10 protein-coding genes are annotated in these 16464 nt (G+C 45.6%); 2 read left to right on the plus strand and 8 right to left on the minus strand.

The window, feature by feature from the left end; all coding sequences use genetic code 11:
- Nucleotides 1-31: 31 nt before the first annotated feature.
- The 6 genes from ACHZCY_RS18080 to ACHZCY_RS18105 form a co-directional block, all read right to left on the minus strand.
- A complete protein-coding gene (locus ACHZCY_RS18080) occupies nucleotides 32-1990 on the minus strand; it encodes a proton-conducting transporter transmembrane domain-containing protein (RefSeq protein ID WP_319549911.1) in 1959 nt (652 codons plus the stop codon).
- Nucleotides 1991-2166: 176 nt separating this feature from the next.
- Nucleotides 2167-2436 carry a hypothetical protein gene (locus ACHZCY_RS18085; RefSeq protein ID WP_205223663.1) on the minus strand — a complete coding sequence of 90 codons (270 nt, stop codon included), beginning with the start codon at nucleotides 2434-2436 and terminating at the stop codon, nucleotides 2167-2169.
- 81 nt (nucleotides 2437-2517) lie between these two features.
- On the minus strand, nucleotides 2518-2760 hold the full coding sequence (locus ACHZCY_RS18090; RefSeq protein WP_205223662.1) for a hypothetical protein: 243 nt from the start codon (nucleotides 2758-2760) through the stop codon (nucleotides 2518-2520).
- Nucleotides 2761-3439: 679 nt separating this feature from the next.
- The gene (locus ACHZCY_RS18095) at nucleotides 3440-4807 is read right to left on the minus strand and encodes a sigma-54-dependent transcriptional regulator (RefSeq protein ID WP_319549912.1); all 1368 of its coding nucleotides are present in this window, start codon (nucleotides 4805-4807) and stop codon (nucleotides 3440-3442) included.
- Nucleotides 4804-6273, minus strand: coding sequence for a sensor histidine kinase (locus ACHZCY_RS18100; RefSeq protein ID WP_319549913.1), 1470 nt, complete (start codon nucleotides 6271-6273; stop codon nucleotides 4804-4806). Before ACHZCY_RS18100 ends, ACHZCY_RS18095 begins: the two co-directional genes overlap by 4 nt.
- 611 nt (nucleotides 6274-6884) lie before the next feature.
- Complete coding sequence (locus tag ACHZCY_RS18105; protein WP_205223659.1) at nucleotides 6885-7058, minus strand: hypothetical protein; 174 nt, start codon at nucleotides 7056-7058, stop codon at nucleotides 6885-6887.
- Between the two features lie 422 nt (nucleotides 7059-7480).
- Between ACHZCY_RS18105 and ACHZCY_RS18110 the strand changes: the two genes are divergently transcribed.
- A complete protein-coding gene (locus tag ACHZCY_RS18110) occupies nucleotides 7481-9232 on the plus strand; it encodes a chloride channel protein (protein WP_205223658.1) in 1752 nt (583 codons plus the stop codon).
- Between the two features lie 541 nt (nucleotides 9233-9773).
- Here ACHZCY_RS18110 and ACHZCY_RS18115 read toward each other — a convergent pair.
- Together ACHZCY_RS18115 and ACHZCY_RS18120 are read right to left on the minus strand one after the other, a co-directional pair.
- Nucleotides 9774-11048: an NAD(P)-binding protein gene (locus ACHZCY_RS18115; protein ID WP_319549914.1), complete on the minus strand. Its 1275-nt coding sequence runs from the start codon at nucleotides 11046-11048 to the stop codon at nucleotides 9774-9776.
- A 748-nt stretch (nucleotides 11049-11796) separates the two neighbouring features.
- Entirely contained in the window at nucleotides 11797-13110 is a 1314-nt protein-coding gene (locus ACHZCY_RS18120) for an APC family permease (RefSeq protein ID WP_394713451.1), read from the minus strand.
- Nucleotides 13111-14178: 1068 nt separating this feature from the next.
- Here ACHZCY_RS18120 and ACHZCY_RS18125 point away from each other — a divergent pair.
- Nucleotides 14179-15657 carry a helicase HerA-like domain-containing protein gene (locus tag ACHZCY_RS18125; RefSeq protein WP_319549916.1) on the plus strand — a complete coding sequence of 493 codons (1479 nt, stop codon included), beginning with the start codon at nucleotides 14179-14181 and terminating at the stop codon, nucleotides 15655-15657.
- The last annotated feature ends 807 nt before the right edge of the window (nucleotides 15658-16464 follow it).

A 16464-nucleotide genomic window follows, 5' to 3' on the forward strand; every position in this document is an offset into this window, starting at 1 on the left:
TCTATTAAATGAGAATTCTTTTGCCGGGACGTCAGACAAACAGTAGCAGTGCAACAATTGCCACTATGATATAGCCGATATACAACTGAATATGGCCATGCTGAATCCAGCGGAGTTTCCTCATGAAGTAAAGGAAGGGGATGGCAAGGTGATCAACCAACGCTATTTCAGAGATATCTTCCACACTGGTATTGTAGGTGGTTTGTCTCGGAAATATTCTTTTGATCCCTGAGTACCTGGTTTTCACCCGGACAAAGGGCCGGAAAAAATCAACCACACTCATGGCATACGATGTACCTGTATACTGTATCCTCGTTGTTCCCTGGGTAAAACCGCATCCCCATGTTGGGTTGTGAGTGATTTCCTTGCGGAGGTAAAGCACCTTGCGCAGCAACATGGAAAAAAGAAAAACAGCCAGGAAAATACGTGCTGCTATTGCCAGGTTACCGGTTAGCACTGCCACTTCCTCTGCACCGACAGGCACGAGCGGTTTAATGCTTTTTAAGGCCATGAAGGCTGTCTGAACAAAAGGTGTTGGAAATATACCTATTACCAGGCAGGAGACAGCCATAATGGTCATGGGGATGGTTATGGTTATTCCAGCCTCTTGCGCATCGGCAGCCTTTGCAGTTCGCGGTTCGCCAAGAAATACGATGCCGACTACCTTGGTGAAACATGTTGCCGCAAGTCCACCGATAATAGACAACGAGAGAATGGCAAGCATGGTAAAGATAAAGGGGGAACCGTCGAGGAGCAACCCTTGAAACGCACCGTAATAGATCAGGAATTCACTGACAAAACCATTGAAAGGAGGCAAACCGGATATGGAGATCGATCCCGTCAAAAAGGCACTTCCCGTTTTTGGCATTCGTTTAAGAATGCCGCCGAGCTGATCAATTTGTCTGACTCCGGTTTTCTTTAGTACAATACCTGCACCGAGAAACAGCAACGATTTAAAAATAGAATGATTAAGCACATGCAGCAGGCTGCCGGCAAATCCAAAACTTGCCATCGCCATATTGCCTGAGGACAAGCCGATCATGCCTATACCAGCACCTATAAGGATAATGCCGATGTTTTCTACGCTGGAATAAGCCAGTAGTTTTTTCAGATCATTTTTTCCCAGAGCATATACCACCCCGAGTATCCCTGATACCATGCCAAAGGTGAGAACCATCTCGCCAAACACCAATTCCGTAGCATTGAGTATGGCATAGAACCGAATGATGCCGTAAATACCCATTTTGATCATAACACCAGACATCATCGCTGAGATGTTACTGGGAGCCGCAGGGTGAGCATGAGGCAGCCACATTTGCAGGGGGAACATACCTGCCTTTGAGCCAAAGCCGACAAGAGCCAGAAAGAAAACGATGACCTTAATATTGGCGGGAATTACTGCAAATGTAGAAAAGCTATACGAGCCCGTATAACTGTAGGCAAGGGCGATGGAGGCAAAAATGAACATTGCCCCAGCCTGGGCAAAAATAAAATAGATATAACCGGCTTTGCGGGTCTCTTTCTCGTGATAATCATAAATAACCAACAGAAAAGAGGACAGGGACATAATCTCCCAGACCAGAGCAAAACTAATAATATTATCAGCAGTAGCAACAAGTGCCATTCCAATAATAAGAAAAGTCAGAAAGAAAAAGTTCACCCCTATACGCAGTCGTTGCTCAGCTTTGTCCATGTAATGAAAGCTGTAGAGTACGGCAAGCGGGCAAATAGCAAAAATGGGTATCAGAAAAAATGCAGAAAGTGGATCAATGGAAAAAGAAAGGGTAAATATCTGCAGCCACGATATAGAATACGTCGTTACCTCTGTCCCTTGTAGGGGACCGATAATTGCATATAAGCCGATCATGCAGCCAACTGCAGTGATAGTGATATAACCGGCTTTCATCAGGCTGAACAGTTTGCAGGTGAGCAATGCAAACAGTCCACCAGCAAGTAAAACAGTAAGTGAAAGTAAAAAGGTGTCCATCATTCCTCGTCGTATTAAGTCATAAAGCACTATGGTGAGTGTTGTGTCGATTGGGCAACCCATTGCGTCAGCATATTGTTATCATCCATCCTCCATATTGATGTATTCAAAAATGTCATATGTTTTAATTTTGCTTTGTTTGCGATTGAGCGCTATTGGCGGGATAATGAGGGCGTGCTTCAGAGGGCCAGGTGCAGGCTTATTTCTCTGGCTTTAATGCACTGGCAAGTGAAACCATACCAGCACTTGGTTGCTGAAAAAAGGGAAGGATTAAGCACATGTTCGTAGTCGTCAGTACGTGCTTTAATGAATTCCATCCAGTTCGATGCATCTTCTGCTGACAGGAAAGGGCCGACTATATTCGTTGTTTCTTTGGCTTCTTTGTATTTTGCGGAAAAATGTTGTGCTGTTTTTTCGGGTTCCTGAGTGATTCCTATAAGAACTGTCATGGCAACTCCTTTGTTTGATAATCAGATTTCAGCGGGTACGAAAATTCAGAAAATGAGCACAATGCTCATGAAAAATCGAGGCTAACGGGGCTCAGCACGTTCGTAGGTAAATCCGTACCATATCGCCTCTTGTTCTGACTGTCGTTTGGGGATGATTTCATCAATATTTCCAATCACACTTTTGAGATAAACCAACCAGTTGAGTGCCTCTATCTTTGAAAGAAAGGGACCAACTTCAGTGAGAGAACCTGTCTCACCGTAATGCTGGGTTACATATTCTTTTAATTTGCCAGGTTCCTGAGTGATGCCGATGATGATTTTCACGTTCAAAGTCTCCGGAAATGTAAAAACATGAGAAGCGACCTGCAGAGGGGCTCAGCAACATATGTGCCACAGATGTCGTGTCAGGCTAAATTGGCTGGCGTGGATTTTTTTTTGTTCGTATAAACAGTTTGTTAGATTGTATCGTCTCGGAAGCTTTTCACTTCTTTTGCAGAAGAAAAAGCTGAAAAAGGGCGCTGCTTACTATGGAGCGGGGCAGTATACCCCAACCGGAAAATAATTTTGAAGAAGTCTCAGGTAGATTGTTTATTCGGCTGCATGCAACAATTATGTGGGAGAGAAGAATTAGCCAGAGAGTGTGCCGCAAAAAAGCATATCTCTATGATTTTAATACGTCCCTGTGGATTAAATAACGAAATATCAAGGTGTTGTTATTTTTGTTGGCGGGGTCTGTATCGTAATTATCAATAAAAATGATTTATTTCTCCATTAAAAATTAACAGACGAGGAAGGTGGGAACCATATACTTTTGCATGGTTTTGAAAGAAGAAAAAAAAAATCGGCAGGATATCGATGCGGTTGGGACATTTCACCCCGCAGAGGCAAAATGCCCCAATAGTGATAGGCGTCGTCGCTAATGGACTATTTCTTGCCACAATCAATGCTGCCCCGGATCGGGGTTAAGGCGAGGTCCTTTGTATTTGCTTCTACGAAACAAATGTTACAGCTTCTTTTGCTCCTCATATCGCTGTAGCTTGCGGTAAAGTGTTTTTCGGTCTACCTGGAGGATTCGAGAGGTTAAGGTTCTGTTGCCGCCTGTGGTTTTCAGTACATGCATTATATAGCGTCGCTCCATCTCTTCCATGGAGATCATTTCCATTGGGTCTTGATCTCCTACAAGAATATATTCATTTTTAAAGAGGCGTATTTTTTCAGGTAAATCTTCCGGTAAAATTTTTTCAAAACAGGTGAGGGCTACTGCATGCTCTATGGCATTACGAAGCTCACGAACGTTTCCGGGCCAGGAATAATCAAGGAGTTTTGCTGCGGCGCTATCAGCAATGCCGGTGACTGCTTTACTTTGTTTTAAAGAAAAATGTTTAACGAATTTTCGTGCTAACAGCAGTATGTCTGTCCCTCGCGAACGTAGCGGGGGCATTTCAAGTTGAATGACATTGAGTCGGTAAAACAAGTCTTCTCTAAACAGACCATCTTCGACGGCTGATTCAAGGTCTCGATTGGTTGCAGCAATTATTCGGACATTAAAAGGCCGTTCAGTTGTGCCGCCGACCGGTCTGACGCATCGCTCCTCTAGGGCTCTGAGCAGTTTCGGTTGTAAATCCAGCGGAATCTCACCAACTTCGTCAAGGAACAACGTGCCGCCATCTGCTTCAAGAAAGAGCCCTTTATTGTACGCACCGGCATCCGTAAATGCTCCCTTTTTATGACCGAATAGTTCACTCTCAAGAAGCTGTCCCGGCATGGCCGCACAGTTGATAGTTATCAGGGGGTTGTTTTTTCTACGACTGTGGGTATGCACTGCCCTGGCAACAAGCTCCTTACCGGAACCACTTTCACCTGTTATCAGAAGAGAAGCTTCGGAATCGGCAATACGGCTTAGTTGTGTAAAAAGCTTTTCCATTGCCGGACTTTCACCAAGAAGATTGTCAAAATGAAGGGGTTGCTTGGCGGCATTACTCAGCTTTTTCACGGTTTGCTGTAGGTTTCTGTATCGCACCGCCCGCTTAAGCGACATTGTGAGAATATCGAGGTCCAGCGGCTTGGTGACGAAATCATACGCACCTGCCCTTATAGCAGCTATGGCCGTATCCATGCTGCCGAAAGCAGTCATAATGATCACAGGTATATCAGGTAAATCGGCGACAATGGAGGTGCAGATATCCAGTCCGTTCATGTCCGGCAGATTAATGTCTGCGAGAACCACGTCGGTAGTATGTAGATCAACGGCATCCAGCCCTTTTGTACCTGAAGTATAGGTTGTTACCGAAAAACTCCGTCGGCTGAGGCCGGCGGTGAGCAAATCGCACATGTCCTGATCATCTTCGATCACAAGAATATTACCGCTCATTTGTTGTCGTCCTTTAAGGGGAGGTAAACAGAAAAACACGCACCGTTGAGCACGCTACTTTCAACATCAATCCAGCCACCGTGTTCTTCAACAATTCCATGCGCGATGGACAACCCAAGGCCTGTACCTGTGCCAATGGTTTTGGTTGTGAAAAATGGTGTAAAAATGTGTTCCAGGTCTTCTTTGCAGATGCCTTCACCTTCATCCACAATTCGTATTTTTAAAAAGCATTGGAGGGGGCGATATGCACCTTGAGGTCCGGAAAGCATTTCGTTGCTCACATAGACTGAGACGGTTCCTCCATCCGGCATTGCCTGAACACTGTTCATCAGCAGGTTGATCAGAACCTGCTGGATTTGAGAACCGTCAACACTCAGTACTACCTCTGCTTCTTCGTCCTTGCTTAAGGCAAAGGTTACTTGTTGTTTGCTGCTCATTGGATGAAGCAACTGAAATATCTGCTTTATAAGTATAACTATATTTTCCGAAGCTCTATGTTGCTTAGGCCGCCGCGTGAAGTCAAGCAGTTGTCGGATGATAAGGGTCATTCGTTCAGCCTGACTTTTAATGATGGCTGCGCACTCTTTTGTTTCTTCATCGTTCAATTCTTCGGAGATGATCATTTTGGCCCGTCCATCGACGACGTTGAGCGGCGTACCTATTTCATGGGCAATTCCGGCTGAGATAAGACCAAATGTAGACAGTCGTTCCGTATGTCGAAGCTGATCAAGAGTTTTCAGGCGTGCATCGTATTCAAATTTGATTTTTTCTTTGGCTATGAGCAGGCTTGCACACATCTCATTCATGGTTTTTGCCAAATCAGCTAGTTCATCGGTGCCAATCACTGTATGGTTTCCCCTGAGATCTCCCTGGCCAATGCGTTTTGCCTGCTTGGTGAGTCTGGTTAATGGTATGCGAATTTTATGATGGATAAAAAAATAGAGGATAACCCCACAAAACAGCGCAAGGATAATGGTGATCCTTATGGCACGGATTAACATTCTGCCGGAATAGATCTGGAGGGCGGAAAATGTTTGCCTTAATTCCAGTGCTCCATTTCTCTCCTGGCCTATATCAACTGGAATATAAGTGAACAAAAGTGTTTCACCATTTGGGTCATGAATTTTCAGGGTGGCTTTTTCTTGCAAATTGAGTCTGGTTAGTTGTTCTTGATCGTCAGCTGCTACTGTTACATCGTTGGGAAGGGTATCAGCCCAGACCCAGCGTATGCGCATTGTCCCGGACTTGCCGGCGTCTTCAATAAGTTCCAGTGCTTTTTTTTCACCGCTTTCTTGCCAGGTATGTGCAATCATACCGGAAATACTATTCCCGGTTTGCAATGCATTGGTCACCATGTCTATTTCAAATTGTTTGACTTCAACCAGGAAACTCAGATATTCATCGATTCCAATGAGAAGGATCATTCCCACAAGAAGAGAGCCGAACAGGTGGTAGAAAAGCTTCATAGGGTTCTATTGTGTAATCGCAACCCACTGCTATGATTCGTCGTGGGCCACTAGGTTATGCGCAGTTTAGGCTATTAACAAGTGGGAACATTGCGTGAGACAGGTCTCAGATTTTGCTGATGAAAAATAACTGTGGAGCTATTTTTTTTTGTAACAGGGGTTGTATGTACCACTGGACGTGGCAGAGTACAATATGCAGTTAAAAACGCCGTCTGAAAAAGTATTCTACAAAGCTATTGGATAAAAGTGGGTGGAAAAACAAATTGAAGAAAAAGTTGTCCTTGGAGGCGAAACGAGGCAATCATTTTTATTGGTCTGTCCAGGTAAGACTGGAGGTGGATGAACTCACATTTCACTCTATCCGCATAGCATCTCAACTTGCAGTGTCAGTGAAGGTGAACTCTTACATCCATGCTGCCGACAACACCTTTTTTCGGAATATCCGCCGAGATATCTTGGTGCGTATTCTCAGGAATAAGATACGGTTAAAATGCTGTGAAAAATAAACCCGGGCAAATGTAATCGCGACTGCATGACCGGGTTGTTTCCATGATAGAGCTACAGGCTGACAAAATTTGCTACTCTTGCATGATTGACTTGTGTGCTCAGTTTTATTTTCTTGTATCTGGAGCGGTTCTACTTAACTTGTTTTGCAGGAAATGTTTAAAGCTCTCATTGGAGTGATTTGGCACACTGTGTTTAAAAAGGCTTTTAATACTCCATCTTTCAGCCTCATCGTATATCTTCCAATGATTTAATATACTTTCATAATCAACTGTAGCCATGACTGTCTCCTTGAAGCGATTGTCAATGTGTTTTTTGGTAATATAATATATATTTTGGGAATGTGTCAAGGGCGATGTTTCTTGGGTACATGTCAGGACTGGGTTGGAATAGAGTGGCAACTGATCGTCTGATCGAAAATTTACCTTCTTTGGAGGTAACTCTCACGGGTACTCCATAGAGCACCTGTGAGAGTTACATTTAATTAATTAAAATCAGTCCTTTATTGACCAGATGGGTACCATTCCTAAAATGGTGAATTCGACGTCAGTGTAGAGATTGTTGTCGTTATGCCCGGCAAGCTTAAGGTCTGTCGTCTCCGGCACCGGAACAAGGTGGGGGAGGCCTAATTTTGAAGAGTTGAAGCTAATCCTTAAAGCACAGGAAAATCGATTGGCCCCGAAATGAGACGGAGAGGATTACGGTGAAACACTCCTTTAATCATACGCTGCTCCCCCTGCTGATCGCTGTTGTCATTGGTGCCTTGGCCGGTTTTTTGGCAGTGGCTTTTCGTTGGTTGATAGGATGGGAACAAAGCTTGCTGTGGCCACCCGGTGCTGATTTTATCGATCAGTACAGTAGTGCTCCCTGGTGGCTGAAAGTGGGTATTCCCGCCGGAGCGGGACTTGTGCTCGGTCCATTGATTCTGCACGTTGCTCCGGAAGCGCGGGGTACCGGTGTGCCGGAGGTGATGGTTGCGATTAACCAGAAAGACGGTATTATCCGTCATCGAATAACCGCCCTGAAAAGCCTTGTAACGGCTGCTTTTATTGCTGCAGGCAACTCGGTTGGCCGGGAAGGACCCACCGTGCAGATTGGGGCATCCATCGGCTCATCCATAACGCAGCTTTTTGGGATGGGGCCGGAGCAGCGCAAACTGGCCATCGCCTGCGGCGCTGCCGCCGGGATTGCCTCTATTTTTCAGGCGCCTATTGCCGGAACCATGTTTGTTGTGGAAATTCTTTTGTTTGATCTGGAGGTGGGCTCTCTTTCCTCCATCGTTATTGCCGCTGTTACCGGCACTGTTGTTTCCAGGTTTTTCTGGGACAGGGAAACACTGTTTGAGATCCCCTTTTTCTACATGGAGCAGCCTGTTGAGCTCGTTTTCTACTTCGGCCTTGGTATTGCAGCCGGATTTTTCAGCCTGTTGTTTCTCTGGGCAATTTTTAAAACCGGCGAACTCTGGGAACAGTTGCGCATTCCTCAGTGGCTGACGCCGTGCATCGGCGGCTTTATTGCAGGGTGCATCGGCCTAATGGTGCCGGAGGCACTTGGCCTCGGCCATACAACCATGCATAGCTCCCTGGATGGTTCTCTTCTTCTCTCTGCGGCCCTGATTTTTCTCATCGCCAAACTGATCTGCACTGCAGTCTGTGTAGGCTCCGGCATGAGCGGCGGAATATTCGCCCCCTCCCTTTTTCTGGGTGCAATGCTGGGTTCTCTTTTGGGGCACCTGGGGACCACTGTCTGGCCACATGCGTCGCTGTCACCGAGTCATTTCGCCCTGATCGGTATGGGGGCTGTGGTATCCGGAACAACCCTGGCCCCGATCACCGCTATCATGACCATCTTTGAACTGACCTATAACTATGAGATTATCCTTCCTCTAATGACGGCCTGTATTCCGGCAATTATTGTAGTCCGACTGCTTCATGGTTATTCCATCTATGAAACCACATTGTTGAACCAGGGAATACGAATCGTTCGCGGCCACGACGTCAACCGTCTACGTGCCATCAAAATCAGTGATACCATGATCCGGGAGTTCGAGACCATCCGGACCCACACTCCGCTGCACGATCTGATGGATCTGGTTTTAACCAGTTCCTTTCCCCATTTCGTTGTTCTGGATGCTCAGGACAGGCTGGCAGGAGTGCTTAGCCTGCGGGATGTGCGGGCGGTTCTTCTTGATGACAGCCAAGACAAGGACTGTGTGCTGGCAGCCGATCTGATGAGTAAAAAGGTGGTGACGGTCAGGGAGGATCAGAACCTTGAGGATGCGTTTCACATCTTTTCCAGTCGCCACTTTTCCTTTCTACCGGTGGTGGCAAAGGATGGGCCGAAAAGGGTGGTTGGCTACCTGAAAGAAGGCGATCTGCTCACGACTTATGACCAACATATTTTAAGCGAACAGGTAAAGCCTTCTGCCAGATGGATTTGCAAGTTACCGGAGTGAGTCTTCTCTAAGAAGAGGGGATTTACAGAGGGAAAGCTCTGTTGAGATGAACAGATATGCTTTTTAGCCCGAATTTCTCATGAACATTGTGCCGAATTTCTAATTGCAAACAATTTCAATATGTTGAATGCAATTGTATGGAGTTGTTAATTTTCACAATGTTCACCAAAGGTCAGTCCATGCGGTACCATCTTCTTCAGTATTTTGGCAGTAAAAGGTAAGCGTAGACTCCGATAGTCTACTATGATTTACTCCCAAAAACTTTAAACCTGGCACCGCCTGAACTGATGAGAAATCCGGGTTAGAACGTATCTACCCACGGGGTGGTAATTTTTTGATTGCTTATGATTTGTAAGTTCTGATGCAGTTTGAATCAAAAAATAAATCTGTCCCCTTTTTCCGCAGGTAAAGAAAAAATCATCCGCGACGACCAATATGTTTAAATTATTTCAGGTTGGGTGCACCAACATGGATTGGTACAGGAAAGCTGTGCCTTTAAAAACAAAAAAACTGACCGTATTCTGGTATTCCTATCCTAAGGTTAAGTCCTAATGGTCGAAAATGTTTCGGGCAGTTGAACCAACAAACGATTAGCTACCCGCAGACTGGAAAGAACCGCACTTTCTAAAAGGGGTACCCCCTCAGCAGCGTAGGATCCGCAGAACCAGATTCGTCTGTCAGCCTGCTGGTGTAACTGCTGGAGTAAATCTAAACCAGCCAATGATTGCTCATTGACGACCGGCCGCTGTAAGTTATACTGGGCAATAATGGTGTCTGGCTGAGGCGCAAGCAGAGGGTTGATGGTTTGGATAATTGGTTGGGCAATCTGCCAATCCGGATTAAAGCGGTTCATCCACACGCTGCACATTGTGGCACCCCGGTCCTGAGCAATGATGAGATTTATATGAGCCCAGTCTTCATTATTGACAGGCATCAAGGCCGGATCCTGATGAACGATAATGGGCACGTCGTCATAGCTAAAAGCGCTGAGCATTTTGCATTCAGCCTCGGAAGGGCTGGATAAAAGATCGAGGGCTTGATTAGCTTGAGTGGCCACAATCAGATGGTCAAATATTTCGGCTTGTTCCTGTGTCGTTTCCACCCGCACACCGGCCGGTGTTGGACACACAGCACAACCTCCTGTTCGATAGCGAATATCATCAATGCCACGGCTCAAACGCTGTACGACGTCTTGCGTACCAAATTTTGTTTGTAATAAGGGCTGGGCTCCAAATAGATTGAGTAGTGCTTGCAAAATAACAGGAGCCGGGTAAGCATCTATACTCTCATAAGAACATGTGCATACCGTTGAAGCGAGGGTAGGGTAAAGGAAATCGTAGATAAAGGCTCGTGAATAAGCCTTGGATTGCAAATAATCAGCCAGCGTTGTTTGATACGATAAGCCATCAGCCAAGTCCTGCGAAGCGCCAAAGGCAAGCCGGCCGATATCATGCATAATCTGCTTTAGGTGTTCTGTATTATCAAACCCGTCTGGTAATTGAGGTTGATAGGCGACATCCACATTTAGAAAATTAAGTTCACCTAACAAGCTAAAAGATTGCGATGGATCAATGGGGTAAAATACAACCCCCACCTCATGATAAAGATTGACCAGGTTTGGCCACTGAGTAGCATTAAAAATACGGGGTGGCACATCCGTACGCAGGGTGACACCATCCTGTTTGAGAGTCATTGAATGAGCATCCATGCCTAGACTATGATGCTTCTCATAAAGCGTCACTTGGTGTCCAACACGATGAAAAAGCCAGGCCGCACTTAAACCGGCAATGCCGGTTCCAATTATTCCAATTTTCATAAAAATTTCCTTATGATGCTGTAAGTATCCCTCCAGTGATGAGAGAAGCCCTCTGGCAATCCTCTTAGAAACGTATTTGACTAGGGTTAGATACTTGCTGCCCATCACCGAATTTGGCTCTCCCAATCGGCAACCACCACTTCGATTACTGCCCTCTAAGGAGTTACAGGAACAGTATTAGCTAGCGTTAAAATGTAACCATCCCATAGAATTGTAACAGCATGAATTAGAAAATTTCGGCATTATTTCTCTATTAAATAGGGAGGAAGGTATGCGGAAAAAGCAATTCATCGAGTAACAGATCATCAAGGTGCTCAAGCAGGTTGAAAGCGGTCGGAAAATAGGAGATAGGCCCGTGGTGCCACGTAGTGCCATTCGGGACAGACCCCAAATTTCTTCTTCACCTCTTTCAGTCAGAGAGAGTCGAGGCCGTTAGCCCTCTTCATTACGCCCCATCATCGATAGCAGATAACCCGCGATTGAAAAGGGGACTGAAAAGGAGACAGATTTATTTTTTACAGCTAATTTATCCCATCCGATTTCATAATTTCCTATCCTTCTTCATATGGCAACTAACGCCCCTAATCAGCCGCGCTGCTATTTGGGTCGGCTGAATTAGCCTTTTTATTTGCTGTACAGCTAAACATAGAATTATCAGAAAATAGTCTATCTTTAACTCCGGAACGTGTTTTGTACTGCCAGCCAGATATAGCATTTGGCAAAAATCGACAAAGTATTTTTTAAGATTTCAATGATCCAATTTCCTGATCTTTGAAAGGTTCATTGTCCGCCCCGTAATGACCCGAAAGGTGAGTTCAATAAAAAAGGCCGCCCCTAACATCGTGAACAAAAACCAAAGCTGTCCGGGTGAATTGTTTGCAGTCTGCCAAACCAGACACCCTAATGCACCGAGACAGAGCACAACCCCTAATAACGAAAGTAAGCGCTTGCTCTTTGTATTTTCTGCCAGTACCACGTTGGCGCCATTAACCGCTGCAAAAATTAAGAGGAAACCAGCACTCCCCATCGTCGACATACTAGAGAGTTCTGTCAGATTGGCGATCAGCAGGGTAAGTCCCGCCGTAATCAAAAGCCCCTCTATTGGCTTACCCCATACTTTGTTTTCCAACATGCTTGGAAGTTCCCCATCTTTTGCAATGACATAGCTCAATCGGGCGGCACCGTAGACCGTGGCATTGATAGCCGAAACCGTAGAAAGCATGGCCGCGATGGCAATCAAGACAAATCCCTTTTGACCCAGAAACGGCCGTGCTGCTTCAGCCAGAGCATAGTCTTTAGCCTCTGCAATTTTGTCAACAGACAAAGTTCCAACTGTAACTATGGCAACGAGGACATAGAGAACTATGACAAAACCAACGCTTGAATAGAAAGCGCGAGGCAATATCTTAGGCGCGTCCCGAACATCCTGCGCGGTATTGGCAATCAACTCGAATCCCTCATAGGCAAGAAAAATAATCATCCCGCCTGCAATCAGATTCAGAGGGGATGACCATGAAGCAGGCGCAAGCCTGGTGCTATCAATGCCCCAGATACCAACCCCAATAAAAAGTGACAGAATCACCAATTTGAGGAGCACAATCCAGTCTTCGGCCTCACCAATCAGTCTGGCGTTCAAAAGGTTGAGACCCGTAATGCTGACAATACTGCCCGTAATCAGAGCGTGTTTCCAAAAAACCTGTGAGGCTTGAGGAAAGAATGATGCGCCATAGCTTCCGAAAGCATAGGCATACAGCGATAGCATGACGATGTAACTTATCCACAGCAGGATGTTCGCACTCCCTGTCAGCAAACCTGGGCCAAACGCCCGATCCAGGAAAGCTACTGTTCCTCCTTGGCTTGGATAAGTGACGGAGAGTCTTGCATACGAATAGGAGGTAACGAGGGCAACGATACCCGCAATCAGAAATGCTACTGGCGCGCCCCCATTGGTTAACTCCACTGAAAGGCCAAGAACAGCAAAAATTCCGCCCCCGACCATTCCGCCGATCCCTATTGCTGTCACCTCCCAGTAGCCGAGATTTTCTTTTCTGGACTTGCTCATACCCAGTTTACCAATTTTAATCTTTTCAAATTGTTTTGACAAAAAAGGGGACAGATTTATTTTTTTGTTTTTCTTCTGTTGCTGCATATATATTTGGATAGCAGATAAACTGCGCCCATTCAAAGGTTTTTTGGGTCTGTAAGGTTACAGGGTTATATTGGAAAATCAGTGTCCTTGGAAAGTTGTTTAGCCCGAGGGGGTTCAGTGGCGGAGTGGAGAAATTAGGGGGGAAACAAACAAAAAAAGGAGGAAGCCAGGCTTTCTCCTTTTCTTTTATGTGCAACCCCAAGGGGACTCGAACCCTTGTTACCGGTGTGAGAGGCCTCACCGGATACCACATTATCTATCATTTGGTGGAATAAAGTGACCAGAGCAGCATTAGCCCGAATTTCTCATGAGTTTTTTTGATTTTCAACTTAAGTTTTTGATATTTATAGAAAATACGGTAGCGCTAAAAAAACAGACTGTTTTTTCGTCGATAATCAAAAAAACTCACCCTCCGGGTCAGCGGATTTTTCCGCAGACTCTTTGTTGCAGGCCATTTGCGGTAGCTTACTATCGGAGTCTACGCTTACTTGCTGCGTGTCCTGCGCCTCGATCTGCGAAAAACTTCACTGATGAGAAATCCGGGTTAGAGGACATTAGGCATGCTGCATTGGCACCCCATGGCCTGGGAAAAAATAAATTTGTCCCCTTTTTTCTTTCTCTATTCTTAGGGATCCAGACAATTTGATATTTGCATTCCCACGCTGTGTGGGCTAACGTCTTTTTCACTGGTGCTTCTTCTCGGGTTGATCACAATATCGGCATTGTGATCATATACTCGAAAGGGGTATTTTTTAAATACTGAAGCATAGCTTTTGCTCTTCTCAAAAAGATACTTCCCCCAACAACAAAACAATCAGCGAACGTGCGAAGGAAGAAAGAATCTCTGGGGCGACCTTGTACAACTGAAGAAAAGCACCCCGTGCCGAAGGACGTCTAATGCCCGATAGTGACACTACGTCAACGGGCTGAAGCTCGCTGGTGAGCTAAACTGTAGCAGAGCCAATAAAAAGTGAGAATGCCATGAGCGAACGAAACCAATTTGCTATCGGTGGAGCAAAAGGAGTTCTGGTTAAGCAACTTTGTAAGATGAGCAACCGGCACGGTCTTATTGCCGGGGCAACGGGTACTGGCAAGACCGTTACCTTGCAGATTCTCGCGGAAGGTTTTTCCCGTTTAGGCGTCCCTGTTTTCACCGCTGACATCAAGGGCGATCTCTCCGGTCTAAGCATTGCCGGCTCTCCGCATCCTAATATTGATGAACGGTTGTTGAAAATCGATCTGGAAAGCTACCGACAGCGTCCGTATCCGGTTGTGTTTTGGGATATCTTTGGCGAACATGGTCATCCCATACGAACCACCATTTCGGAAATGGGGCCGTTACTCTTGTCGAATCTGCTTGATTTAAATGAAACGCAGTCCGGCATTTTGTACGGCTGCTTCAAAATAGCTGATGATCAAGGGCTGTTACTGCTGGATTTGAAAGACCTACGTTCCATGTTGACGTGGATGGGCGACAACGCCAAAGAACTTCGCAATGAGTACGGAAACATTTCCAGCGCCAGCATCGGTGCTATTCAACGCAAATTACTCGTTTTGGAAGAACAGGGCGCTGAACACTTTTTTGGTGAACCTGCCCTTAAACTATCCGACCTCATGCAAGTCGATTTTTCCGGCAACGGGGTGATCAGCATTTTTGATGCCACAAAGTTGATTGCGCAAGCACCAAGAGTCTATTCTTCTTTTCTGCTCTGGTTACTTTCGGAACTTTTTGAACAACTTCCGGAAGTTGGTGATCCTGACATACCAAAGCTTGTCTTTTTTTTCGACGAAGCTCACCTGTTATTTGACCAAACCCCCAAAATACTTATCGACAAGATAGAACAAGTAGTGCGATTAATTCGTTCAAAAGGCGTTGGTATCTATTTTATTACCCAAAGCCCGCAGGACATCCCCGAAGACATCCTTGGCCAACTGGGACTCAAAATCCAACATGCCCTTCGGGCTTTCACACCAAAGGACATAAAATTCATTAAAAGTGCGGCTCAATCTTTCCCTCCCAATCCGGACTTCGATACTGAGACCGCTATTACTGCCCTTGGTATCGGTGAGGCACTTGTTTCTGTGCTGGATGACAAAGGAAAACCTCTCCCTGTTCAACTTACCTTGATTCGCCCTCCCGAAACCCGTATCGGTCCTCTTGCTGAAGAAGAGCGTCAGCATCGAATAAAACGTTCACCATTACAGGGTCGCTACGAGCATATTGTCGACCGTGAGTCTGCATACGAAATACTAAAGGACCGAGCCAAAGAGATCCAGAATCAACAGGAAGAAGCAGAAAGACTCAAAACAAGCGAAAAGACAAAACCCACAAGCGGCAGGACAAGACAGAGCGCGGGCGAAGCTTTTATTAAAAGTGCAGCAAGAGCTATCGGCAGTCAGGTTGGCCGACAGATCATTCGTGGCATATTGGGATCTTTCTTTGGTGGCCGCCGAAAATAAGAGGGTGATGTGAAGAGGTCACGAACATTGGCCTTATTCATTTTGGCCTGATCATAAAGAAAAAAAAAGAAAAAAGGGGACAGATTCATTTCTTTGTTTTCTTCTGTTGCTGCATATCTATTTGGATAGCAGATAAACTACGCCCATTCAAAGGTTTTTTTTATGTGCTGACCCCAAGGGGACTCGAACCCTTGTTACCGGTGTGAGAGGCCTCACCGGATACCACATTATCTATCATTTGGTGGAGTAAAGTGACCAGAGCAGCATTAGAGGACATTAGGCATGCTGCATTGGCACCCCATGGCCTGTAAAAGGCCCGTATCAATTCTCAACCTCTGGGTGAGTCAAGCATGCTGAGGCAGCATGTTATATTGTGGTAAGCTATCAGCCAGCTGGGAGCCATGGATTCACAGCAAGAAGGTAATGTATAATGTATTGCAATGGGATAAGAAACAAGAGGATTGAGTTGGCAATGTAAACGTTGCTGATCTCTCTGCGATTGCCACTCGTTTCTTTACCGTTACGGATGTAGATGCATATTTCTGGTTAAGCACATCCGCCTCATTTGGTCAGGAACAACCAGGGTATTACTATGCGTGGCATGTTATGTTCGGTTATGTGTTAGGCGGCTATGGCGAAGATATATACGGAGCAGGAAGGGCAGATAAAGACGAGGAGGGTATGTATAATTACGTTCGTTTAGTTAGTGATTGTGGTCTGCTCTGGAATATGCAATTGGGCAACATATATAAGGCTGAAGGTATTTTTGCGTTAGCATCAAGCCTTGCACTACTTCTGCCATACAGA

This window comes from Desulfogranum marinum, from assembly GCF_963675105.2.
GTDB lineage: Bacteria > Desulfobacterota > Desulfobulbia > Desulfobulbales > Desulfobulbaceae > Desulfogranum > Desulfogranum marinum.

Coding starts and splice junctions, on each gene's coding strand:
- ACHZCY_RS18080 (WP_319549911.1), bottom strand. CDS start 1,990: ATGATGGACACCTTTTTACTTTCACTTACTGTTTTACTTGCTGGTGGA.
- ACHZCY_RS18085 (WP_205223663.1), bottom strand. CDS start 2,436: ATGACAGTTCTTATAGGAATCACTCAGGAACCCGAAAAAACAGCACAA.
- ACHZCY_RS18095 (WP_319549912.1), bottom strand. CDS start 4,807: ATGAGCGGTAATATTCTTGTGATCGAAGATGATCAGGACATGTGCGAT.
- ACHZCY_RS18100 (WP_319549913.1), bottom strand. CDS start 6,273: ATGAAGCTTTTCTACCACCTGTTCGGCTCTCTTCTTGTGGGAATGATC.
- ACHZCY_RS18105 (WP_205223659.1), bottom strand. CDS start 7,058: ATGGCTACAGTTGATTATGAAAGTATATTAAATCATTGGAAGATATAC.
- ACHZCY_RS18115 (WP_319549914.1), bottom strand. CDS start 11,048: ATGAAAATTGGAATAATTGGAACCGGCATTGCCGGTTTAAGTGCGGCC.
- ACHZCY_RS18120 (WP_394713451.1), bottom strand. CDS start 13,110: ATGAGCAAGTCCAGAAAAGAAAATCTCGGCTACTGGGAGGTGACAGCA.
- ACHZCY_RS18125 (WP_319549916.1), top strand. CDS start 14,179: ATGAGCGAACGAAACCAATTTGCTATCGGTGGAGCAAAAGGAGTTCTG.